This is a genomic window from Saccharothrix sp. DSM 118769, assembly GCF_052936295.1.
In genome coordinates this window covers 8,913,015-8,934,977 of sequence record NZ_CP193627.1, presented here as the reverse complement: position 1 = coordinate 8,934,977, position 21,963 = coordinate 8,913,015, and the positions used below count along the sequence as shown (strand labels likewise).

At 74.7% G+C, this 21,963-nt stretch carries 24 protein-coding genes; 9 read left to right on the top strand and 15 right to left on the bottom strand.

The genetic code is table 11. From position 1 onward, the window contains the following. Positions 1-5: 5 nt before the first annotated feature. The 9 genes from ACRAKJ_RS38095 to ACRAKJ_RS38055 form a co-directional block, all read right to left on the bottom strand. Positions 6-920 (bottom strand): DUF559 domain-containing protein, encoded by a 915-nt coding sequence (locus ACRAKJ_RS38095; RefSeq protein WP_438921670.1) that lies wholly within the window; start codon positions 918-920, stop codon positions 6-8. A gap of 151 nt (positions 921-1,071) precedes the next feature. Then, entirely contained in the window at positions 1,072-1,869 is a 798-nt protein-coding gene (locus tag ACRAKJ_RS38090; protein WP_438921669.1) for an ESX secretion-associated protein EspG, read from the bottom strand. Next, a complete protein-coding gene (locus ACRAKJ_RS38085) occupies positions 1,869-3,194 on the bottom strand; it encodes a PPE domain-containing protein (RefSeq protein WP_438921668.1) in 1,326 nt (441 codons plus the stop codon). Before ACRAKJ_RS38085 ends, ACRAKJ_RS38090 begins: the two co-directional genes overlap by 1 nt. Positions 3,195-3,224: 30 nt before the next feature. After that, positions 3,225-3,533 carry a transcriptional regulator gene (locus ACRAKJ_RS38080; RefSeq protein WP_438921667.1) on the bottom strand — a complete coding sequence of 103 codons (309 nt, stop codon included), beginning with the start codon at positions 3,531-3,533 and terminating at the stop codon, positions 3,225-3,227. A 169-nt stretch (positions 3,534-3,702) separates the two neighbouring features. After that, the gene (locus tag ACRAKJ_RS38075) at positions 3,703-4,290 is read right to left on the bottom strand and encodes a DUF3558 family protein (protein WP_438921666.1); all 588 of its coding nucleotides are present in this window, start codon (positions 4,288-4,290) and stop codon (positions 3,703-3,705) included. Positions 4,291-4,296: 6 nt separating this feature from the next. Continuing rightward, the gene (locus tag ACRAKJ_RS38070) at positions 4,297-4,737 is read right to left on the bottom strand and encodes a GNAT family N-acetyltransferase (RefSeq protein WP_438921665.1); all 441 of its coding nucleotides are present in this window, start codon (positions 4,735-4,737) and stop codon (positions 4,297-4,299) included. An 11-nt stretch (positions 4,738-4,748) separates the two neighbouring features. After that, positions 4,749-5,621 (bottom strand): HAD-IA family hydrolase, encoded by an 873-nt coding sequence (locus ACRAKJ_RS38065; protein WP_438921664.1) that lies wholly within the window; start codon positions 5,619-5,621, stop codon positions 4,749-4,751. Continuing rightward, complete coding sequence (locus ACRAKJ_RS38060) at positions 5,618-6,004, bottom strand: DUF1707 SHOCT-like domain-containing protein (protein ID WP_438921663.1); 387 nt, start codon at positions 6,002-6,004, stop codon at positions 5,618-5,620. Before ACRAKJ_RS38060 ends, ACRAKJ_RS38065 begins: the two co-directional genes overlap by 4 nt. Before the next feature lie 10 nt (positions 6,005-6,014). Further along, positions 6,015-7,790 carry an ATP-binding protein gene (locus tag ACRAKJ_RS38055; RefSeq protein ID WP_438921662.1) on the bottom strand — a complete coding sequence of 592 codons (1,776 nt, stop codon included), beginning with the start codon at positions 7,788-7,790 and terminating at the stop codon, positions 6,015-6,017. Positions 7,791-7,907: 117 nt separating this feature from the next. Between ACRAKJ_RS38055 and ACRAKJ_RS38050 the strand changes: the two genes are divergently transcribed. Beyond that, positions 7,908-8,603, top strand: a complete 696-nt coding sequence (locus ACRAKJ_RS38050) for a hypothetical protein (protein ID WP_438921661.1) — start codon at positions 7,908-7,910, stop codon at positions 8,601-8,603. Positions 8,604-8,719: 116 nt separating this feature from the next. Here ACRAKJ_RS38050 and ACRAKJ_RS38045 read toward each other — a convergent pair whose 3' ends face one another. Together ACRAKJ_RS38045 and ACRAKJ_RS38040 are read right to left on the bottom strand one after the other, a co-directional pair. Beyond that, positions 8,720-10,069 (bottom strand): cation:dicarboxylate symporter family transporter, encoded by a 1,350-nt coding sequence (locus ACRAKJ_RS38045; RefSeq protein WP_438921660.1) that lies wholly within the window; start codon positions 10,067-10,069, stop codon positions 8,720-8,722. Positions 10,070-10,246: 177 nt separating this feature from the next. After that, positions 10,247-10,855: a Maf family nucleotide pyrophosphatase gene (locus tag ACRAKJ_RS38040; protein WP_438921659.1), complete on the bottom strand. Its 609-nt coding sequence runs from the start codon at positions 10,853-10,855 to the stop codon at positions 10,247-10,249. Positions 10,856-11,168: 313 nt separating this feature from the next. Here ACRAKJ_RS38040 and ACRAKJ_RS38035 point away from each other — a divergent pair, with 313 nt between their 5' ends. Further along, positions 11,169-11,576, top strand: coding sequence for a hypothetical protein (locus ACRAKJ_RS38035; RefSeq protein ID WP_438921658.1), 408 nt, complete (start codon positions 11,169-11,171; stop codon positions 11,574-11,576). A gap of 46 nt (positions 11,577-11,622) precedes the next feature. Here the strand turns inward: ACRAKJ_RS38035 and ACRAKJ_RS38030 are convergent, their stop codons facing one another. Both ACRAKJ_RS38030 and ACRAKJ_RS38025 read right to left on the bottom strand, forming a co-directional pair. Beyond that, on the bottom strand, positions 11,623-11,835 hold the full coding sequence (locus ACRAKJ_RS38030) for an acyl-CoA carboxylase subunit epsilon (protein WP_438921657.1): 213 nt from the start codon (positions 11,833-11,835) through the stop codon (positions 11,623-11,625). Next, positions 11,832-13,463, bottom strand: coding sequence for a carboxyl transferase domain-containing protein (locus ACRAKJ_RS38025; protein WP_438921656.1), 1,632 nt, complete (start codon positions 13,461-13,463; stop codon positions 11,832-11,834). The genes ACRAKJ_RS38030 and ACRAKJ_RS38025 overlap by 4 nt, the downstream gene beginning before the upstream one ends. 174 nt (positions 13,464-13,637) lie before the next feature. Here ACRAKJ_RS38025 and ACRAKJ_RS38020 point away from each other — a divergent pair, with 174 nt between their 5' ends. The 7 genes from ACRAKJ_RS38020 to ACRAKJ_RS37990 all read left to right on the top strand — a co-directional run bounded on the left by ACRAKJ_RS38020 (position 13,638) and on the right by ACRAKJ_RS37990 (position 20,014). Beyond that, positions 13,638-14,444, top strand: coding sequence for a biotin--[acetyl-CoA-carboxylase] ligase (locus tag ACRAKJ_RS38020; RefSeq protein WP_438921655.1), 807 nt, complete (start codon positions 13,638-13,640; stop codon positions 14,442-14,444). Between the two features lie 30 nt (positions 14,445-14,474). Next, a complete protein-coding gene (locus ACRAKJ_RS38015) occupies positions 14,475-15,005 on the top strand; it encodes a PH domain-containing protein (protein WP_438921654.1) in 531 nt (176 codons plus the stop codon). Next, positions 14,992-15,921, top strand: a complete 930-nt coding sequence (locus ACRAKJ_RS38010; protein ID WP_438921653.1) for a hydroxymethylglutaryl-CoA lyase — start codon at positions 14,992-14,994, stop codon at positions 15,919-15,921. The genes ACRAKJ_RS38015 and ACRAKJ_RS38010 overlap by 14 nt, the downstream gene beginning before the upstream one ends. Before the next feature lie 112 nt (positions 15,922-16,033). After that, positions 16,034-16,540, top strand: a complete 507-nt coding sequence (locus ACRAKJ_RS38005; protein ID WP_438921652.1) for a YbaB/EbfC family nucleoid-associated protein — start codon at positions 16,034-16,036, stop codon at positions 16,538-16,540. After that, positions 16,537-16,845: a WXG100 family type VII secretion target gene (locus ACRAKJ_RS38000; RefSeq protein ID WP_438921651.1), complete on the top strand. Its 309-nt coding sequence runs from the start codon at positions 16,537-16,539 to the stop codon at positions 16,843-16,845. Before ACRAKJ_RS38005 ends, ACRAKJ_RS38000 begins: the two co-directional genes overlap by 4 nt. Positions 16,846-16,859: 14 nt before the next feature. Continuing rightward, positions 16,860-19,751 (top strand): TNT domain-containing protein, encoded by a 2,892-nt coding sequence (locus tag ACRAKJ_RS37995; RefSeq protein WP_438921650.1) that lies wholly within the window; start codon positions 16,860-16,862, stop codon positions 19,749-19,751. Continuing rightward, the gene (locus ACRAKJ_RS37990) at positions 19,748-20,014 is read left to right on the top strand and encodes a hypothetical protein (protein ID WP_438921649.1); all 267 of its coding nucleotides are present in this window, start codon (positions 19,748-19,750) and stop codon (positions 20,012-20,014) included. The genes ACRAKJ_RS37995 and ACRAKJ_RS37990 overlap by 4 nt, the downstream gene beginning before the upstream one ends. Here ACRAKJ_RS37990 and ACRAKJ_RS37985 read toward each other — a convergent pair. Further along, positions 20,001-21,275: an ATP-binding protein gene (locus ACRAKJ_RS37985; protein WP_438921648.1), complete on the bottom strand. Its 1,275-nt coding sequence runs from the start codon at positions 21,273-21,275 to the stop codon at positions 20,001-20,003. The genes ACRAKJ_RS37990 and ACRAKJ_RS37985 overlap by 14 nt on opposite strands. Next, positions 21,275-21,946 carry a response regulator gene (locus ACRAKJ_RS37980; RefSeq protein WP_438921647.1) on the bottom strand — a complete coding sequence of 224 codons (672 nt, stop codon included), beginning with the start codon at positions 21,944-21,946 and terminating at the stop codon, positions 21,275-21,277. The genes ACRAKJ_RS37985 and ACRAKJ_RS37980 overlap by 1 nt, the downstream gene beginning before the upstream one ends. Positions 21,947-21,963 lie beyond the last annotated feature (17 nt).

Here is a 21,963-nt window from a genome sequence, read left to right as displayed (position 1 = left end):
GAGTTCTACACCCAGAACCCCCGGGACCTGCGCTGCGGACCACCGAGCGCTGCGTGCAGGTGGTTGAACAGGGTGATCGGGTTGCGCAGGTCGGAGGCGTCGGCACGCAGCACGCGCCACCCGCGTCGCCGCAGGTCGTCGTCACGAGCCGCGTCACGCTCGCGCCGGTCGGCGTGGGCGGCGTGGCCGTCGTACTCGAGACCGAGCCGGGCGTGCGGCCAGGCGAAGTCCAGGCGCCACACCTCGCGGCCCTCCAGGTCGCGCACGGAGTGCTGCGGCTCGGGCAGCGGGAACCCGGCGTCGGCGATCAGCAGGAGCAGCGCGCTCTCCGGCGGTGACTCGGGCAGGCCCGTCGCCAGGTCGAGCAGGGACATGCCCTGCCGTCGTCCCCGGTGGTCGGCACGGGTGGTGATCCGTTCGGCGAGGTCCGCCTTGAACCCGGCGCGTTCGTCGGCGGTGACCTGGGCCAACGCCTGGTCGGCGCACGCGAGCGCCGTGCCGCGGGGCGCCCGGCACAGCAGTTCGGTGACGGCGTGCGCAAGCGTGAGGCAGCGCAGGCCGTCGACCTCGACGACGTCGTCCGGGTGGAAGGACTGGTGGTGCACGTCGAGGCCGGAGCGCAGGCGCAGCTTGCGGCCGTAGTCGATGGTCAGGTGCACGCGGTGGGTCGACGCCGCCGTGCAGCCGTGGAGCCAGGCCGCCGTGTGGTTCGACAGCACGGCGTCCGGGCCTGCCATGAGCAGTGCGGCTGCGGCGCGGGTGCGCAGGTCCGCCATGCGTTCGCGCTGGATGACGACCGTGCGGCAGTAGCTGACGAGCCTGCCCTCGGCGATCACGCGTTTCAGCTGCTTGTGGCCGAGGTGCGCGTGCAGTTCGGTGCGTCGGTGGGCTCCGTGGAGTCCGTCGGGTAGTTCGATCATGCTGAACCGAGCAGCACTGCCGCGTTTCCGTACACGGTTCACCCGAAGGTGGCACAACGCGGCCTGAGCGTAGAACTCACGGGCCCTGGACGTTGGACTCTCGGGACCGGAGCGTTGGACTCTCGGGGCCTGGGCGTTGGACTCTCGCGGGTTAGGTGGGGGTGGTTAGGTCTTCCAGGTGGTGGAGTAGGCGGCGGGTGTCCACCGGGGAGACGGTGCTCCAGGGTTGTTGGTTGGGGGTGGCCCGGCGCAGCTGGATGTAGCGGCCCCCGGGGTTGTCGAAGAACGCGACCACGCGGTCCGGGCGGACGCGCTTGCCGTACTTGTCGCGGAACGCGGCGCCGAACTGGCCGCGGTTGCCGGCATCGCGGAACATCTCCGCCAGGGTGTGCGCGTCCTGCTGCCGGACGCCCCGTGCGGCGAGGGCGCGTTCCAGGTCGTCGGGGGTGTTCGCGCCGGCCGCCGCCGCGTCCAGGTCGGCGCTGGGCAGGGTCACCGAGTGGCCGGGCCCGGCGGGGGCCGGGGGGAGGGTGCTGAGCGCTTCGCGCGCCAGGCTCTCCGCGGACGCCGCGCGCAGGGTCAACCGGTCCTCGTCCAGCACGGCCAGCACACCGGACTGCCCCTTGGCCGCCGCCAGCACGCGGACGCTGCGGCCCAGCCACAGCCGCCCGTCGACCTCCCGCTGCGGCCGGTTGAGCAGGTGCAGCAGGTCCTCCAGCACCGGGTCGAGCGAGACCGGGCGGCCGAGGCCGCGCCGCTCCAGGTCCGCCCACGCCCGCTGCTCCAGCTCCGCCCGCTCGGACTGCGTCTTGCCCGGCGACGGCACCTTGAGCACCAGCGGCATGGTCTCCAACCGCAGGTGCTCCCACAGCACGTCGAACTCGAGCGCCGACACCGTCACCGGTTCGCGCAGGTCGCTGGTACCCAGGTCAACGCCGAACGTCGTCATCAGGAGCTGGTGCTCTCCCCGATGACGGGCGGCGAGAACCCGCCCACCCCGTAGATGTCGTCCGTCTCGCGCAGGTAGTCGGCCGCGTCGTGCGTCGCGTCCTCCTCGTCCTCCGCCGACCGCGGACCGCCCAGCCCGCCGAACGGGTCGAACGCGGGCTGCGCCGGCGCCGCGGCCACGGTGCGCTTGTGCACGGTGTCGCCGCCGCCCGGCTGGCCCGCGCCGGGCAGGCCGGCGCCGGGGACGCCGGTGCCGGTGGTGGCCGCGTGCTGCGCGCCGGCCGTGGCGAACGCGCCGAAGTCCGCCGAGCTGGCCGACGTCGTGCCGATGGGCAGCGGGGTGCCGGGCGGGAGCGGCAGGAGGTGCTGGCCCGCGCCCGGGGCGCCGCCGGGACCACCGGCGCCACCGCCACCGGCCCCGCCGGCCGCGTGCTGCTCGGTGTTCGTCGTGTCGGCGCGGCGCTTGTCGTCGTCACGGCGACCGCCGCCGATCACCCCGCCCGACCCGTGCGGTCCGTACGGCCCGTAGGAGCCGGTGCTGGGACCGGCGGGCAGGGCGTGCGTCGAGGGACGGGTGTTCGCGGCGGGCGCCGAGCCCGCCGAGGACGTGCCCGTGGAACCGCCGGTCGGCATCGGGGGCCGCTGCGCCGGCACGGGACCGCGACCGCCGCCCCGGCCGCCGCCGCGCCAGCCGCGACCGCCGCCCCAGCCGCGACCGCCGCGCGGCCCGCCGTAGCCCCACCCGGGACCGGACACGCCGGGCGCGTCGTTGCGCACCGAGTCGCCGGCGCTGATCACCAGCTGCGGCGGCTGGTGGAACTGCCCCAGCGTGTTGGTGTTCGACGTCGTCGAGGACGCGTAGGTGGTCATCACCTCGCGGGCGCGCTGCTCGGCGGCGTTGGCCGCCTTCTCCTGCACCTCGTAGTCGGTCTGCGCGCCGACCAGCGTGGTGATCGCGCTGACGAGCAGGTTCGGCTTCTCCGCGGTGACCGGCACCGGCGGCGGCATGTCGGAGCGCGCCTTGGAGATGTAGTCGGCCTGGAGCTCGGCGGAGATCCGCATCACCTCGGAACCGGCGCGCGCGTCGTCCGCCCACGAGGCCAGCGGGTTGATGCCCATCCGGGCCTTGTCGGCCGCGGCGCCCTCCCACGAGGCCCCGGAGCGCAGCACGCCGGCGTGCAGCTCCGAGTTGATCTCGGCCAACGCCGCCGAGACGCCTGCCCAGCGCTCCGTGGAGGCGTGCGAAGCCTGCGGTCCCGGCCCGGAGTTGATCGCCTGGTACAGCTCTTCGTGGCTGTACCCGCTCCAGCGGTGTCCATCGGGCATAGAAGATGTCCCCTTGCCTGCGCGGGGCGCCTAGCGGCCGCCCTGCTGTCCCATCAAGCCGGTGTTGTCCTCTTCGATGGACCTGTACTGCCGTTCGACGAGGGTGAGCGCGTCCATCGCCGACTTCAGCTGCTGCTGGTAGTTCTGCAACGCGGTCAGCGCCGAGTCGCCGGACTCCAGCGACCGGTCGTTGAACTTCTCCGCCGCGTCCTGGCTCACCGGGTCACCGGCCCAGGGACGCACCCTGACCTCGGTGATGGCGAGCTCGATCTGCTGGTCCAGCCTCGTCAGCGCGCCCGAGAAGGCGCTGCGGAGACTGGGGATGGCACTGGGGTCCACGTTCAGGGTGTGCGACAAGGGCGGTGGTGAGCCCGCGTCGCCACTGAGTCCGCGGTCTTCCGACGGCATGGACGACCTCCCCGTCTTCCCGACTTCCGTCGCGCATGGTCACTCTAGTCACAGGGTCCGACAACGGGGAGTGCGCACGTGCGCACATCCCCCGCGTGGGTCAGCGCCGTCGCAGCAAACCGACCACCGCCGCTTCCGCCGCGCGCTGCGCTCCCTGGCACAGTGTGTCCTGCTTGGCCTTGTTCTCGTTACCGCCGTCGCGGAACATCACGTCGAGGAACTGCCCTTCCGCGACGTCCACCTCGACGTTGCACACGTTGTCCATCCCGGGTGTCCTGACGGTGAGCCCGGGAAACCCGTTCACCGTCGTCTGACGTGCGTCGACCTGCGCGTTCTCGTCGAGCCACACGCCGATGCCCTCGACTGTGACGAGCGCGAGGCGCACCACGTTCCCGCTGATGTTGCTGCGCATGGTGCACGCCTTCGCGTTGCCGAAGCTCGACTCGACGTACGCGCTCGGCGGGTTGTCCAGGCTGAGCGCGACCCGCTGGTCGTCCGACAGCACCGAGCACGGGTCGACGTCGTCCAACCTCAGCTCGCCGGGGCGCGGCGGCATGGGCGGCACGCTGGTGGCGCTCGCGATGACCGGTTCGTCGGACCGGCCGTCGGCGGTGTTCTCCGGTGAGGGCGTGCAGGCCGGCAGCGCCAACGCGCACAACGTGGCGATGATCACGCGAGCAGCCCTCATGAGCACCTACCGTAGTCGGGTCCACACGCCGAGTGGACCCCCGGCTGTGAAGCCGGTGCGTTCGGCGAGCCGCCGGGCGGCCTCGTCCGGGGGTCTGGCGGTGAGCAGGGGGAGGTCGAGGAAGCCGAACCCGAACCGCGCCACCGCGTCCGCGGCGTGGGCCGCGACGCCCCGGCGGCGGCGGGCGGGCGTGGTCCAGCAGGTCAGCTCGCCGCGCGCGGTCAACGCGACCTCGCCGACGGCGGCGCCGGTGAGCTGGTCGCACACCGCCCAGGAGCACACCTCGTCCGCGTGCCACTGGCGCAGGCGTTCCGCGACGTGGGCCGCCGCGGCGTCCAGGTCGGGGAGCAAACCCCCCTCGACGAGCGCCACGCGGTCGTCGATGCGGTCGTCGTGCCGCAGTCGGCGCAGGTAGAACTCACCCGCGTTGATCTCTACGGCCTCCATGGGCGCGCAGACTAGTCGGTGACGAACCCGTCGTACCGGGCGGCCAGCGCTTCGAGGAGGCCGCGGTGCGCCGAGGCGGCCTGGCCGTCCGGCCCGGCGGACAGCTCCACGACCCAGTCGGCGTCCTCGGCGTCGTCCTCGCCGGCCAGCAGGTCCTTGTGCACGGCGCACGGCCGCCAGCCCGCCTCGGCCAGTTCCGCCGCGGCGTCCTCGGCGTCGTCCCGGTCGTGCAGGACCAGCAGCAGCGGGCCGTCGGCCGGCGGCGCGCCCGCGCCGTCCCCGCCGCCGAGCAGGCCGCGGGAGCGGAGGGCCTCGTGCAGGGCGGCGTGGTCCGGCGTGTGCACGGCGTCGAGGCCGATGGTCCGGGCCGCCGCCGCGTTCTGCTCGTTGTCGTCGCAGAACAGGGTCGAGGACGCTGAGTGCTGAAGCACCCGCAACGCCCGCCGGAACGCCTCGGGCGACGGCTTGGCCACGCCGAGCCGCGCGGAGGTCACGACGGCGTCCACCTCGCGGTTCAGGCCCAGGGCGGAGAGGTCGCCCGGCAGGCGGTCGGTGGCGTTGGACAGCAGCGCGACCCGGCACCTCCCGCGCACCCGCCGCACCAGCTCCAGCGCCTCGGGGACCACCTCGCCGGTGCGCGTCCACGCCGCCACGGCCGCCGCCGCCCGGTCCTCGGGCACGCCCTCGCGGACCAGCTGGTCGCGGACCGCCGCACGCCACTCCGCGTCGGTGACGCGGCCGGTCACGGCGGGCACGGACAGCGCGAACGACACCCGCGCCAGCGTCCCGCGCGGCAGGCCGAACCGGTCCTCGATCGGCGCGTCCGGCCCGAACCGGCGCAGCACGCCGTCGAGGTCGAGCAGCAGCAGCGTCGGCGCGCTCACCGGTCGCGCATCCGGCCGAGCAGCAGCATCACGGGCAGGACCAGCAGGAACACGAACGGGTTCTTGACCAGGAAGAACAGCACCAGGCACCCGAGCAGCACGGCCGGCAGCACCACGCCGGACAGGCGCGGCTCCAGCGCGAACGACCGCCGCACGGGCCGTTCCGCCGGCGGCGACGGCGTGACCTGCCGGAACCGCGGTCGCGGGTCGGGCAGGTCGGCGAACAGCCGGAGCAGGTCGCCCCGCGTGCGGGCGGTGGCGACGCGGGCGGAGCGCTCGCCGAACTCGTCCACGGTCAACCGCCCCTGGCCGAGGTGGTCGCCGAGCAGTTCGAGCGCGTGCTCGCGCTCCGCGTCGCCGATCCGGATGTCCCGCTCGCTCACACGTGCGAGCCTATTCCTTGATCTCGCAGAGCACCGTGCCCTGGGTGACCGCCGCGCCCGGCTCGGCCGCCAGGCCCGTGATCGTGCCCGACTTGTGGGCGGTCACCGGGTTCTCCATCTTCATGGCCTCCAGCACGACGACCAGCTCGCCCGCCTGGACCTGCTGCCCGTCCTCGACGGCCACCTTGACGATCGTGCCCTGCATGGGCGCGGCCACCGCGTCGCCGGACACGGCCGCGCCCGCCTTGCCGCCGGCGCGCTTGCGCGGCTTGGCCTTCGCGGCCGCCTTCGCCGCGCCGCCGCCGGCACCGCCGCCGAGGGCCAGGTCACCGGGCAGCGACACCTCCAGGCGACGGCCGCCGACCTCGACCACGAGGGTCTGGCGCGGCTCGTCCTCGGCCGCCTCCGCGCCGCCGGTGAACGGCTCGATGGTGTTGTCGAACTCGGTCTCGATCCACCGCGTGTGCACGGTGAAGCCCTCGTCGGTGCCCACGTACGCCGGGTCGCGCACGATCGCGCGGTGGAACGGCAGCACGGTGGCCATGCCCTCCACGACCATCTCGTCCAGCGCGCGCCGCGCCCGTTCGAGGGCCTGGGTGCGGTCCTCGCCGGTGACGATCAGCTTCGCCAGCAGCGAGTCGAACTGGCCGCCGATGACCGTGCCGCTCTCCACGCCCGCGTCCACCCGGACGCCCGGGCCGGACGGCGCGGTGAACGTGGTCACGGTGCCGGGGGCGGGCAGGAAGTTGCGGCCCGCGTCCTCGCCGTTGATGCGGAACTCGATCGAGTGACCGCGCGGGGTCGGGTCCTCGGTGAACCGCAGCGGCTCGCCGGCGGCGATGCGGAACTGCTCGCGCACCAGGTCGATGCCCGCGGTCTCCTCGCTGACCGGGTGCTCCACCTGGAGGCGCGTGTTGACCTCCAGGAACGAGATCGTGCCGTCCACCGCGACCAGGTACTCGACGGTGCCCGCGCCGTGGTAGCCGGCCTCCTTGCAGATGGCCCGCGCGGACCGGTGGATCTCGGCGCGCTGCTCGTCGGTGAGGAACGGCGCGGGCGCTTCCTCCACCAGCTTCTGGTGGCGGCGCTGCAACGAGCAGTCGCGCGTGCCGACGACGACGACGTTGCCGTGCTGGTCGGCCAGCACCTGCGCCTCGACGTGCCGCGGCTTGTCCAGGTAGCGCTCGACGAAGCACTCGCCGCGGCCGAACGCGGTGACCGCCTCGCGCACCGCGCTGTCGAACAGCTCGGGGATCTCCTCCAGCGTGCGGGCGACCTTCAGGCCGCGTCCGCCGCCGCCGAACGCCGCCTTGATCGCGACCGGCAGCCCGTGCTCCTCGGCGAACGCCACGATCTCGTCCGGGCCGGACACCGGGTCCTTGGTGCCGGGCACCAGCGGCGCGCCCGCGCGCATCGCGATGTGCCGCGCGGTCACCTTGTCGCCCAGGTCGCGGATGGCCTGCGGGGTCGGCCCGATCCAGGTCAGGCCCGCGTCCAGCACCGCCTGCGCGAAGTCGGCGTTCTCGGACAGGAAGCCGTAGCCGGGGTGCACCGAGTCCGCGCCGGCGCGCTTGGCGACGTCCAGCAGCTTGTCCACCGACAGGTAGCTCTCGCCCGGCGTGGTGCCGCCCAGGGCGAACGCCTCGTCCGCGAGCCGGACGAACGGGGCGTCGCGGTCCGGGTCCGCGTACACCGCGACACTCGTGAGACCTGCGTCACGACAGGCGCGGATGACCCTGACGGCGATCTCACCGCGGTTGGCGACGAGGACCTTGCGCAGCGACACGACGTCCTACCTCCTGGCAACGCTGGTACTGGAGCGGCAATGGTCGGGAAGTTTAATGACCCCCCGGTATCCCGCGGCGGAGAGACAGGTCACGCTTGGGTGCAACAATCGGTAATCGTGCCCCCACCGCCCAAACCCGCGCTGGTGGTCGCCTGCGCCGCAGTCCTGGTCACCGTCACGGGCCTGGTAACCGCCTGGTCACTGCGCCCACCCGATCAGGCGGACCCGGGCGCCGCGCCGACCCAGGACCAGTTGCGCTGCGGCACCACGGCGTGCCGCCCCGTCGTCCAACAGGGGGTCGGGGCCGACTCGGTCGAGCTGCTCGTGGGTTCGGGCGAGGGGCGCATCCGCACCAGCGGGGCTTCGGGGTCGAACATCTTCGAGCTGACCATCGCCGCCTCGGGGGCCGAGATCACCGACCGGTCGCTCCGGTGCGCGGACGCCGAGGTCGCCGTGTGCCTGGTCCGCGGCACGGCGGGCGCCGAGGTGCGCGGCGAGGTGATCGTGCGCCGGTCGGGGGCGTGGACGCGGGCGCAGGCGCCGTACGCGGCGTCGGGGGGCCACCTGGCGCTGGCCGACGTGGACCGGGACGCGGTCGCCGACGTCGTCGCGGTCCAGCGCGCCTGCCCCGGGGGAGCCGGGGGAGCCGACTGCGGCCGGCGCTTCGTGCAGGTCTTCTCCGTGGTCGGCACCGGCGAGGCCGGTGGTGGCGAGGTCGGCTGCACGCCGGTCGTGGGCTCGCCCGAGGAGCTGCCGGGCGGGCCGGAGGCCGTGCCGGACCCCGCGACCCTGGTGCGGTGCGGGGGAGCGTGACCGGGTGCGGGGCAGGCGTGACCTGGGCGGGGCAGGCGTGACCGGGTGCGGGGAGGCGGGGACGGCGGAGGGGGCCGCCGTTCGGCGACCCCCTCCGGGTGGTGGTGCGGTCGGGCTCAGGCCGGGACGACCTCGCGGTCGCCGGTCGCGCGCCGGTCGTCCTCACGCGGGCCGCTGAGCAGCGGCGGCTCGCTCGGCGCGTTCAGCACCTCGTCGTCGATCAGGCCCTCGCCGCGGGCGACCAGGACCGGGACGGTGATCTGGCCCGTCACGTTGGTCGCGGTGCGCACCATGTCGAGGATCGGGTCGATCGCGTAGACCACGGCGACACCGGTGGCGATGACCTCCGGCGGCATGTTCACCGCGCCCAGGGTCAGGGTCAGCATGGTGAACCAGCCGGTGGTGCCGGCGGTGGCCAGGGCGCCGAACACGGCCACCGCGATGATTGCCACGTACTGCCACACACCGAGCTGCACGCCGAACAGGTTCGCGATGAACACCGTCGCGATGGCCGGGTACACGGCGGCGCAGCCGTCCATCTTGGTGGTGGTGCCCAGCGGCACGGCGAACGACGCGTAGTCGGGGTCCACGCCCAGGTTGGCGGTGGTCTGGCGGCTCAGCGGCAGCGTCGCGCCCGACGAGCGGGACACGAAGGCGAACTGGATCGCGGTCCACGCCTTGGCGAAGAACGTCACCGGCGACACGTGCCCGACGAACCGCAGCAGCACCGGGTAGACCACGAACAGCACCAGCAGCGACCCGCCGTACACGGCCGCGATCAGCGAGAACAGCGGGCGGACGAACGAGTTGCCGTAGGTGGCGAACGCCGTGCCGATCAGGCCGAACACGCCGATCGGGGCGAGCAGCACGATCCAGCCGACGATCTTCTGGATCAGGTCGAACACCGACCGGGTGAGGTTCACGAACGGCGCGGCCTTCTCGCCCAGCGCGTACGCGGCGAAGCCGACCAGGACCGAGATGAACACGACCTGGAGCACCTCGCCCTCGGTGAAGGCGGCGAACAGGTTGGACGGGATCAGCGTCTCCAGCAGCGTGCTCCACGAGCCGGGGTCGCGGGCGGCGAGCCGCTCGACGGCGGCCTGCGAGGGCTCCACGGTGACGCCGGCGCCCGGCTTGAAGATCAACCCGATGGCCAGGCCGATGAGCACGGCGATCAGCGACGTGATCGCGAACCACAGCAGCGTCTTGCCGCCGAGGCGGGCCGCGCGGTTCGAGCCGAGGCGGCGCAGGCTCGTGATGCCGACGACGATCGCGGTGAAGACCAGGGGGATGACGGTGAACTGGAGGAGGCTGGTGAAGACGTCGCCGATGTGGCCGAGCGTGGTGGTGAGCCACGTCAGGCCGGCGTTCTTGGCCAGGAAGCCCGCGAGCGCGCCGAGCACGAGCGCGGCGAGCACGGTGATGCCGAAGACCTTCGGCTTGGTGTAGGTGCGGACGAACGACACGACTGCTCCGGGTGGGTGCGCAGGGGTTGGCTGGACGCGGGGCGTCAGCCCCGACAGCTCGCCGTCGTCCTGCGCCCGTAGTCGATGTGACGACGGCGCGTCAGCAGTTCGTTCATCGATCCCCCCAACGCCGCTCCTGCTGTGGAGCTTCCCTGACCGGGGGAAATGTGACAACGGCTACCAGATGTCGGACACCGCGACGCCGACCTGGCGCAGCAGCCGCCTGGTCAGCGGGAGGCTGATGCCGATCACGCTGGACGGGTCGCCGTCGATGCCGTCCACGAACCAGCCGCCCAGCCCGTCGAGCGTGAACGCGCCCGCCACGTGCAGCGGCTCGCCGGTGGCCAGGTACGCCTCCAGCTCGTCCTCGGTGGGCCGGCCGAACCGGACCAGCGTCGCCTCGTGGCCGACCGCCCGGTCGACCTCCGCGCCGTCGCGCACGCGGAGCACGGCGTGGCCGGTCAGCAGGGTGCCGGTGGTGCCCGCCATCCGCTTCCAGCGCTCGCGCGCCACGTCGACCGTGCCCGGCTTGCCGTGCACCTCGCCGTCGGCGGTGAGGAGCATCGAGTCGCAGCCGACCACGACCTCGTCCCCGGTCGACCCGCCCGCGATGGCCTCCGCCTTGGCCACGGCGAGCGCGGTGACGAGGTCCTCGGGGGTGGGGTCGGTGAGCGAGGCGGCGAGCGCGTCCTCGTCGACCCCGGACACCCGGACGACGGGCTCCACCCCGGCGGCGCGGAGGACGGCGAGGCGGGCGGGGGACTGGGAGGCGAGGACGAGGCGCACGGCGTTCAGCCTAGGGCGCGGCGAACGGGGGCCGCTCGGCCAGGGCGGGGTGCCGGGACCGGCTGGCTGCGCGACGGCTCCGGGGTCGCCTGCGGGTGGCGCGCCTCGAAATCACTTCGGAATTCCCACCTGCGGCGCGTCTCGCGATTGCTTCGCAGAGGTCCCCGCCCAGGGGGTCCCCTGTCTTCCATCTTGCCGGCGACCACCGACAACCCGGCCGCTTCGCGCCCGCCGCGCCCACCGCGCCCAGCCCGCCGCGCGCTGCGTAGAACTACCGATGCGTGCCGCCCCGGCGTCGGCCACCCTCGATCACGTGCAGCGTTGGGCTCTGGTGGTGCGCCGGACCGAGTCGGGGAGGAGGAGGTACCGGTGGCTGTTCCTGCTGGTGCCCGCCGTCCTCGTGGTCGGCGTGGCGGTTCGGGTCGTGTCCAGTGACCCGGTCGGGTACGGGGTGCCGTTCTGGCCCTTCGCGAACGGCAGCGACCGGGTCGAGCGCGGGGTGATGGACCAGGTCGCGGCGACCGCCCGCGCGCTCACGCGGTTGGACGCGGTGCCCGGCGCGGTCGCCGAGGAGGGGGTCGAGGTGCTCGACGCGCAGGTCGGCGCGGGCGCGGTGTGGATGCGGGTGCGCCTGCGCGTGCCGGACGGCGTGCGCTGCCGCGAGGTGTCCGTGCTCGGCGACACCGGCGTGCAGGTCAACAGCCGCCGGGTCGACTGCTGACGCGCAGCGGACCCGGCGGCCGATGACCGATGACCGGTCGGTGTGGTCAGCCCGGCAGGCCGGAGGCGCGCCAGGCGCCCGGGCCGTGCGGCAGGGCGGTGCGGACCAGGCGGGAGCGGTCCGCCCAGGCCGAACGGCGGGGGCGGTCCTCGACCGCCCCGCCCGAGGCCGCCAGACCCGCCACCACGGCGGTCACGACGGCCAGTTCCACGTCGTCCGGGTTCCCCCGCACCACCCGGAGGTGCGGCACGGCGCTCACAGGGGGATGTTCCCGTGCTTCTTGGGCGGCAGCACCTCTCGCTTGTCGCGCAGCACCGTCAGTGCCCGCGCGACGTGCGCCCGCGTGTACGCCGGCGGGATGACCGCGTCGACGTAGCCGCGCTCGGCCGCCACGTACGGGTTGCACAGGGCGTCCTCGTACTCCTGCTGCAACCGGGCCCGCAGCGCGTCCACGTCCTCGCCGTTGCCGACGGCCGCCGCGAGCGTCTTGCGGTGCACGATGTTCGCCGCGCCCTGCGCGCCCATGACCGCGATCTGCGCGGTCGGCCACGCCAGGTTGACGTCCGCGCCCAGGTGCTTGGACCCCATCACGTCGTACGCGCCGCCGTACGCCTTGCGGGTGATCACGGTGACCAGCGGCACGGTGGCCTCGGCGTAGGCGTAGATCAGCTTCGCGCCGCGCCGGATGATGCCGTTCCACTCCTGGTCGGTGCCGGGCAGGAAGCCGGGCACGTCGACGAAGGTCAGCACCGGGATGTTGAACGCGTCGCAGGTCCGCACGAACCGGGCGGCCTTCTCCGAGGCGTCGATGTCGAGGCAGCCCGCGAACTGGGTGGGCTGGTTGGCCACGACGCCGACCGAGTGGCCGTCGACCCGGCCGAAGCCGACCAGGATGTTCGGCGCGAACAGCGGCTGGACCTCCAGGAACTCGCCCTCGTCCAGCACGCGGGTGATGACCTCGTGCATGTCGTACGGCTGGTTCGCGGAGTCCGGGATCAGCGTGTCCAGCTCGCGGTCGGAGTCGGTGACCGAGTCCGCGATCGAGCCGTGCACGAGGTCGTCCGGCGCGTCGAACACGGGCGGCTCGGACATGTTGTTGGCCGGCAGGTAGGACAGCAGCTCCTTGACGTAGGAGATGGCGTCCTCCTCGTCGCTGCCGAGGTAGTGCGCGTTGCCGGACTTGGTGTTGTGCGTGCGACCGCCGCCCAGGTCCTCGAAGCCCACGTCCTCGCCGGTGACGGTCTTGATGACGTCGGGGCCGGTGATGAACATGTGCGAGGTCTGGTCGACCATCACCACGAAGTCGGTGAGCGCGGGGGAGTACACGTGCCCGCCCGCGTTCGCGCCCATGATCAGCGAGATCTGCGGGACGACGCCGGACGCGGCCACGTTGCGGCGGAAGATCTCGCCGTACAGGCCGAGCGAGACGACGCCCTCCTGGATGCGCGCGCCGCCGCCCTCGTTGATGCCGATGATCGGCCGGCCGGTCTTGATCGCCAGGTCCATGACCTTGACGATCTTCTCGCCGTACACCTCGCCGAGCGAGCCGCCGAACACGGTGACGTCCTGGCTGAACACGCACACCGGGCGGCCGTCGACGGTGCCGTAGCCGGTCACCACGCCGTCGCCGTAGGGGCGGTTCCGGTCCTGGCCGAAGTTCGTGGAGCGGTGCCGGGCCAGTTCGTCCAGCTCCACGAACGAACCCGGGTCGAGCAGCAGTTCGATGCGTTCGCGGGCCGTCTTCTTGCCCTTGGCGTGCTGCTTCTCGACCGCGCGCGCCGAACCGGCGTGCACGGCCTCCTCGTTGCGCCGGTACAGGTCGGCCAGCTTGCCGGCCGTGGTGTGGACGTCCGGCTCCTCGCCGATGGGGGCGGTCGCACTGCTCATGACCGGGCAGCTTAGCCAGGCCGGCCGAGGGCGGGGCGGAGGCAGTTGTCCACGTCACGGTCATCGTGGTTGACCTCCACCGCGCTGGAGGTTGCAGGCTGGTCGCACGGCCCGTCCCGCCATCCACACCGCTCCGACGCAGCGGGCGGGACGGGCCGCTCCTACCCTTCCCGGGTGACCTCGGGTGCCGCTCCAGATGCCGCCGTAGACGCCGCCGTCCTCCGCCGTGAGCTGCTCGGCCGCTACGCCGCGGTCGACGTCGTGGAGCACACCGGCTCCACCAACGCCGACCTGCGCGCCGCCGCGTCGCGCGGCGCGCCCGACCGCACCGTCCTCGTCGCCGGGCGGCAGACCGCCGGCCTGGGCAGGCGCGGCCGGTCCTGGGTGTCGCCCACCGGCGGCCTCTACCTGAGCGTGCTGCTCCGCCCGGACGGCGTGCCGCCGGCCCGGCTGCCGTGGGTGACGCTGCTCGCCGGCCTCGCCCTGGTCCGCACGGCGCGCTCGGTGGGCGTCGAGGCGACCCTGAAGTGGCCGAACGACCTGCTGGTCGACGGCGCCAAGGCCGCCGGGGTGCTGGCCGAGACCACGCCGGGACCGGCCGTGGTCGTCGGCATCGGGCTGAACGTCGCCGAGCTGCCCGACGACGTGGAGCCCGGCGCGGGCGGGCTGCGGCCCACCGGCCTGGAGTCCCACGCGGGCCCGCTCGACCGCACGGACGTCGCGGTCGCGCTGCTCACCGAGCTGGCCGACCTGGAGCGGCGGTGGCGCGTCGCGGGCGGCGACGACCCCGGTCTGCGCGCCGAGTACGAGCGGCACTGCGCGACGCTCGGCAGCCCCGTGCGGGTGGAGCTGGCCCGCGACGGGCTGCTGCTCGGCACGGCGCACCGCCTGGAGCCCGACGGCACCCTGGTGGTGCGCGACGAACGAGGCGCGGACCACGCCGTTTCCGCCGGGGACGTCGTGCACCTGCGAGTACGGTGAGGCCAGCACCACCCACCGAAGGGGATCGCCGTGGCCTACCCGGACGACCTGCTCAGCCCGAGCGAGCACGTCGTGACCCACAAGCACCCGCACTGGAAGGCGCTGCTGGTCCCGGTGGTCGTGCTGCTGGTCGTGCTCGTCGGGGGCACCTGGCTCGCGGTGCTGGCCGCCGACCTGACGTGGGCGTCCACCGCGTGGCTCGTGCTGGCCGCGGTCTCCGTCGCGCTCCTCGCCTGGCTGGTGCTCGCGCCGGTGCTGCGCTGGCGCACCACCCACCTGGTCGTCACCACCGAGCGGGTGATGTGGCGGATGGGCGTGGTGCGGCGCGTCAGCCTGGACCTGCCGCTGCGGCGCATCGACAGCGTGCGGTTCGAGCAGGGGGTGACGGACCGGCTGCTGGGGTGCGGCACGCTGGTCATCGACTCCGCGTCCGACACCCCGCTCGAACTCGACGACATCCCGGACGTGGAAGCGGTGAACTCGCTGCTGCAACGGGAGATCAACGACAACCCGGACGACGACCACCAGCCGGAGGACAGGGTCAGCGATGGGCGCGCGTGAGGTCGGGCTGCCCGACGTGGTCGGCGGGAGCGGGCTCCCGGAGCGGGTGACGATCTGGGAGGTGGGTCCGCGCGACGGCCTCCAGAACGAGTCCGGGGTCGTGCCCGTCGCCACCAAGCTGGAGTTCCTGGACCGGCTGGCCGACGCGGGCGGCGCGGTGCTGGAGGCGACGAGCTTCGTGCACCCGAAGTGGGTGCCGCAGCTGGCCGACGCCGAGGAGCTGCTGGACGGCCTCGTCCGGCGCGACGGCGTCGACTACCCCGTGCTGGTGCCCAACGAACGTGGCCTGGAACGCGCGCTGAAGGCGGGCGTCGAGCACGTCGCGATCTTCGCCAGCGCCACCGAGGCGTTCGCGCGCCGCAACCTCAACCGGTCCCTGGACGAGCAGTTCGCCATGTTCGACCCGGTCGTCGCGCGCGCCAGGGCCGAGGGGCTCAGGGTGCGCGGGTACGTGTCGATGTGCTTCGGCGACCCGTGGGAGGGCGCGGTGGCCCGCGACCAGGTCGTCGGCGTCGGCCGCCGGCTGCTGGACATGGGCTGCGACCAGCTCTCCCTCGGCGACACGATCGGCGTGGCCACCCCCGGCCAGGTGACGGCGCTGCTGGCCGCGTTCGACAGCGTCGAACCGCTGGCCGTGCACTTCCACGACACCTACGGGCAGGCGCTGGCGAACACGCTGGCCGCGCTCCAGGCGGGCGTCACCACGGTCGACTCCTCGGCGGGCGGCCTCGGCGGCTGCCCGTACGCCGAGTCGGCCACCGGCAACCTCGCCACCGAGGACCTCGTGTGGATGCTCGACGGCCTGGGCGTGGCGCACGGCCTCGACCTGGACAAGCTCGCCGACACCAGCGCGTGGATGGCGGAGCGGCTCGGCCGGCCCAGCCCGTCGCGGGTGGTGCGGGCGCTGCGCGGGTAGCGCGGGTCCCCGCACGATTTTCCCCCGCGCGCCCCGGAACCGGGGTGGGGGTCGTAACGTCCAACGCGCGACCGACGACCATGCCCGGCGACGGTTGGAACCGGAGGTGGCCGTGACCGATCACCGCGCGCAGGTCGACGAACTGCTGGCCGACTACCGGCGCAGCCGCGACCAGCTGGCGTCCGTCCAGCGGGACCTGGCCGCGGTGTCGGGGGTCGCGACCAGCCCGGACGGTTCGGTGACCGCGGTGGTCGGCGCCCAGGGCGCGCTCACCGACCTGGAGCTGACCGACGACGCCTACCGGATGCGTCCCGCGCAGCTCGCCCGGCTCGTCCTGCGCACCGTGCAGGAGGCCGGGGTCAGGGCCGCGGAACGCACCTACCAGGCGCTGAGCCCGGTCCTGCCCGCCGGCACCGACCCGGCGGCGCTCGTGCGCGGCACCGCCGACCTGCGCCCCGAGAAGATCCGGCCGCCCGAGCCCGCCCGCCGGCCCGTCGTCGACGACGAGGACTTCGAGCAGCGCGACTGGCTCGACGTCGAGGCCGCGCCCACCCCGGTGCTCGGCGCGACCGCGCCCCGCGCCGCCACCCCGAGCGCCACTCCGAGGAGAACGAGATGAACGGCTTCCGGACCGACCTCGCCCGCCTCGCCGAGGGCGCGCAGGACTTCGGCGCGTTCGCGGAGCGCGCCGACAAGATCGCGAACGACCTCGGCGCGACCCTCGACTCGCTGGGCGCCTGCTGGGGCGACGACGCGATCGGGCAGAGCTTCGCCGCCGGCCACGTGCGGCCCTCCGGCGACGTGCTCACCGGGCTGACCGCGCTGGGCGGCGGGTTCGGCGGCGTCGCGGAGCGCTTCGCCGGGACGGCCCGCACCTACCGCGAGGTCGAGGGCGACAACAGCACCGCGCTCGGCGCGATCTGACTCAGGGGGCCGTGATGGGGATCGAGCTGCCGGCCGAACTGGCCGAGGTCGCGGCGAAGGCCGGTGTGGTGTGGCCGCAGGCGGACGAGGACGCGCTGCGCTCGTCCGCCGCCGCGTGGCGGGAGGCGGGCGACCGGCTGACGACGCTCGCCGGCGAGTCCGACGGGTCGGCGGGCAAGGCGCTCGGCGCGATGTCCGGCTCGACCGGCGACGCGGCGCGCGGGCACTGGAACGCGTTCACCGCGCCCGACGGCACGCTGAACACCGTGCTGCGCGGCTGCACCGCGGCGGCCGACCGGCTGGACCACGCGGCCGAGCAGATCGGCGCGGCCAAGGTCGAGCTGGTGCGCGAGCTGGTGAACCTGGCCAAGAACGACGCCGCCGCGCAGCAGGCCGCCGGTGCGGGCAACCCGTCGGCGCTGCTCGGGCTGGACACGGCGGTGCGCGGCGCGGCGGCCAACATCGCCCACCTGACCGACACGTTGACCAGCGCGGTGCGGCTGGACAGCGGCGTGACGATCGGCGGCCACCCGCTCCCGGTCGACGCCAACCCCGGCGTGCACGGCCCGTCCGAGAACGGCCCCGGCTCGCACGGCCCCGGCTCACAGGGGCCCGGTTCGCAGGGTCCGGGTTCGCAGGGAACCGGCGGCCAGGTGCCCGGCACGCAGGGCCCGGGCCAGGGCGGGCTGCTCGGCGGCGGGGGCCTGCTGGGCGACCTCCTCGGCGGCGGCCCCGCGCCGGACGGCCAGGGCCAGCAGGGGCAGGGCCAGCAGGGTCAGGGCCAGCAGGGGCAGGGCCAGCAGGGTCAGGGCCAGCAGGGCCAGGTGCCCGGTGCGGGCGCCCCGCCGGCGGCCGGCCCCGGCAACCAGGGCGGGAACCAGAACGGCGGCCTGCTGGGCGGCCTGCTGCCCGGCGGGAACTCGCCCGGCCTCGTCGGCGGGATCGTGGACGGCGTGGCCGACACGGTCGACGCCGTCGCGAAGCCGGTCGTGGGGGCCGTGGGCGCGGTCGCCCCGCCGGTCGCGGCCGTGGTGGAGCCGGTGCTCGACAAGACCGGTGACCTGGTGCGGGGGGTCGGCGACGGCGTCGACCGCACCGTGGGTGCCGTGGCGCCCGGACCCGACAACGGTCCCGGCCAGCACGGCCCCGGCCAGCAGGGCCCCGGTCATGGCGGACCTGGTCACGGCGGTCCCGGCGACAACGGCCCCGGTCGAGGCGCCCCCGACCACGGCGGTCCGGGCCAGGGCGGTGCGCCCGGCCTGGTGGGTCGGCTCGGCGACGCGGTGAACCAGGTCGTCGGCGGCACCACCGGCGCGGTCGCGGAGGTCGTGACCCGTGCCGAGGGCACGGTCAGCCAGTCGTCGGCCGCGGTGCTGGACCGGCCCGTGGCGCACGTCGACACCCCGCACGCCCCCGCCCCGCAGCAGCCCGCGGCCCCGGCCGCGAACCAGGCCGTGTCGCAGGGCCCGTCGTTCGGCGGCCCCTCGGGCGGTGCGCCCGCCGCGGCGGCCCCGGTGGCCGGCGCGGCCGCGGTCGGCCAGTCCCCGGCGGCGAACGCCGCCGCGGCGGCTCCCGGCCAGTCGACCCAGGCCCAGCCCGGCCAGGCCGCGCCCAAGGCGGAGGCCCGCGCCGCGCAGGCGGTCCAGCCCGGTCAGGGCCCGGCGCAAGGACAGGCGCAGGCGCAAGGGCAGGGCCCGGCACAGGGCCCAGGCCAGGGCCAGGGCCAGTCGGGTGGCCGGTCCGGTGAGGCCGCGCCCAGGGGCGAGGGCCAGGCCAGGTCCGACGCCACCGCCAAGGCCGATGCCAACAGCACCGCCAAGGCCGACGCCACCGTGAAGGCCGACCCCAAGGCGGCAGCCGCCGGCGCCACCGGCCTCGCCCAGGGCGACACCACCGCCGTCCGCGACGACCGCGACCCCGACCGCGACTCCGATCGCGACCTCGACCGGGACCTCGACCTGGACGACCTGCGCGCCGCCGTGGCGAACGCGGGCGACGCGGTCGCCGGCGTCGCGGCCGACGGCGGCCTCGCGTTCGCCGTCGTGCCCATCCCGGTCGGTCGCGGCCCGGTGCTCGACCGGTCGCCGCTGCTGCCCGGCCCCCGGCGGGCGGTCGAGCCGGAGGTCGAGGAGGACGACGCGCCACCGGTGCCGGCCGCGTCCACCGCGCGCCCCACCACCGAGGCCGCCGCGCTGTTCCTGGCGCACGTGTTCCCCGGCGGGACGCTGCCCCGGCCGCGCACCGCGCCCGCCCGGCAGCTGCCCCCGCCGTCCGGTGAGGCGGCGTTCGCGGCCGGCCTGCGCTTCGAGCCGCAGAACCACCCCGACGGGCACGTGGTCGACGCGTCCGCCCGGTTCGGCGTCGACCTCACGCACGGCGACCGGCTCCGGTCCCGGCTGTCCGGCGACCCGACCGACGCGCCGCAGGTCGACCCGGTGCCCGCGTGCCTGCGCCCCCGCCTGGTCCTCGCGCCCGGCGGCGAGCCCGACCCCGACCTGATGGCCGGCCACGACCCGCAGGCCGGCGCGCACGAACGCGACTGGGACCGCCGCTACCTGGTGCGGGCCGACCCGCCCGAGTACGCGTGGCCGCCCGGCGAGCTGTTCCCCGAGGGCGGGTACGAGGCCGGCCAGCCCGGCGTGCTCGCGGCCGGCGTGGAGCTGGACCGCTTCGGCGGCCCCGAGGGGCGGGTGCTGTCCGAGCTGGGCACGTCGTTCGCGGCGAGGTCCCTGCCGCCCGCGCTCGCCTCGGCCGGCTACCACCGCTACCGGACGACCCGGGTGCTGCCGGTGTGGTTCACGCTGTCCGCCGAGTGGTTCGGCCAGCCCGGTGGCGGCGTCCGCTACCGGACGACCTACCCGGTGGCGGACCTGCTCGCCCTGGGCTACCTGGAGGAGATCAGGTGAACGTCGAGTCGGTCCTGGGCTGGCTGCTCGCGGTCGGTGTGCCCGCCGAGGTCGTGTCGATCGGGGCCGAGGCCGACAACGCGTGGTGCCTGCTGCCGACCGACGACGGCTTCGAGGTGTTCTGGCGCGAGCAGGGCAACCGGTACGACTGGGCGGCGTTCACCAGCGAGGACGTCGCCTGCCACTACCTGTTCGGCCGGTTGGTGTGGGCGCAGGTCGTGCGCGGCGCGGTGGGGGTGCTGCCGGCCGCTAACGAGGCGTGAGGTCGGTCCGCCAGGGCACGCCCACCACGTCCTCGGCCTTCGGCACGGGCAGGAACACGGCGAACGTCGCGGGCCGGGCGGTGGACAGCTCCAACCGGCCGCCGTCGGCGTCGACCAGGGCCCGCGCGAGCGCCAGGCCGACCCCCGTGGAGCCGCCGCCGGACACGCCGCGCTCGAAGATGTGGTGCGACAGCTCGTCGGGCACGCCCGCGCCCGAGTCGGCGACCTCGACGACCACGGTGCCGTCGTCGCTGCGCGCGGACACCGTGACCAGGCCCTCGCCGTGCCGCAGGGCGTTGTCCAGCAGCACGCCGATCGCCTCGCGCAGCCGGGCGGGCGTGGCGCGGGCCAGCAGCCCCTCCGGCACCCGCACCCGCAGCGCCCGGCCGACGCCGCGCAGCGGTTCGCGCCACTCCTCGGCGATGGCCGACAGCTCCGCGCCCAGGTCCAGGGGTTCCGCGCCGACCGCGCGGGCGGCGCGGGCGGCGGCCAGCATCTCGTTCAGCACCTCGCCGAGCCGCTCGGCCTGCTCCAGCGCGGCCCTCGCCTCGGTCGCCGCGTCCGGCTCGGTGTGCAGCGACAGCGCCTCCAGCCGCAGCTGCAACGCGGTGAGCCTGCTGCGCAGCTGGTGCGACACGTCGCCGACCAGCTCCCGCTCCCGCTGCACGAGCTGCGCCAGCGCGCCCGCCGACTTGTCCAGCGCGTCGGCCACCAGGTCCAGCTCGGGCACGTTGTGCCGCCGGTCGTCGCGCCGGAAGTCGCCCGCGCCGAGCCGCGCCGCGCGCGACGCGACGTGCCGCAGGGGCCTGGCGAGCTTGCGGGCGGTGACCGTGGCGACGACCGTGCCGGTGCCCACCGACAGCACGACCAGCAGCACCACCAGCGCCGCCACCTGGTACTGCGCGGTGTGCATGGGCGCCGACGACACCTCCAGCCGCACGGTGCCCTGCTGCGCGATCGGCAGCTCCACCGACAGCGCGTCCCGGCCCGGCGTCGTGCCGAACTCCCGCACGCCGGACGAGGACGTGACCACCAGGTGCCCGCCCTCGGGCACGCCGACCTGCACGGGCCCCAGGTCGATGGGGCGGCCGTCCGCGATCTGGTCGTCGATGAGGGCGGCGATCTGCCGCGCTCGGGACGCCAGGTCGCCGCGCGCGCCGTCGTCGACCAGCCGCAGGGCCGTGTAGCCCAGGGGGATGCCCAGGGCGAACCCGGTGACCGCGACGGCCAGCAGGATCGCCCGCAGGATGCGGCTGCGCATCAGTCGGCGGTGTTGAAGCGGAAGCCGACCCCGCGCACGGTCGCGATGCGGCGCTCCACCGTGCGGGTGTCACCGAGCTTCCGGCGCAGCCACGACATGTGCATGTCGAGGGTCTTGCTGGACTTCAGCTCCGGGTCGTTCCACACCTCCGAGAGGATCTCGTCGCGGTGCACGACCTGGCCCGCGCGCTGGATCAGCACGCGCAGCAGCTCGAACTCCTTGTTCGCCAGCTGCACCTCCTGGCCGTCCACCGTGACGCGGCGGGCCGCCAGGTCCAGGCGCACGCCGTTGACCTCCAGCGTGCCGGGCGCGCGCCTGCGCAGCAGGGCCCGGATGCGGGCCATCAGCTCCGCGAGCCGGAACGGCTTGGCCACGTAGTCGTCCGCGCCGGCGTCCAGCCCCACCACGAAGTCCACCTCGTCGGACCGCGCGGTGAGCATCAGCACGGGGATGCCGCGCCCGCCCGCGCGCAGCCGGCGGCACACCTCCAGGCCGTCCATGCCGGGCAGGCCCAGGTCGAGGACGAGCAGGTCGATGCCGCCGTGCGCGGCGACGTCCAGCGCGCCCGGACCGTCACCCACGACCTGCACCTGGTACCCCTCCCGCTGGAGTGCCCGGGAGAGGGGATCGGCGATCGCCGGGTCGTCCTCGGCCAACAAGACCACGCTCACGGCACCCAGCGTAGGCG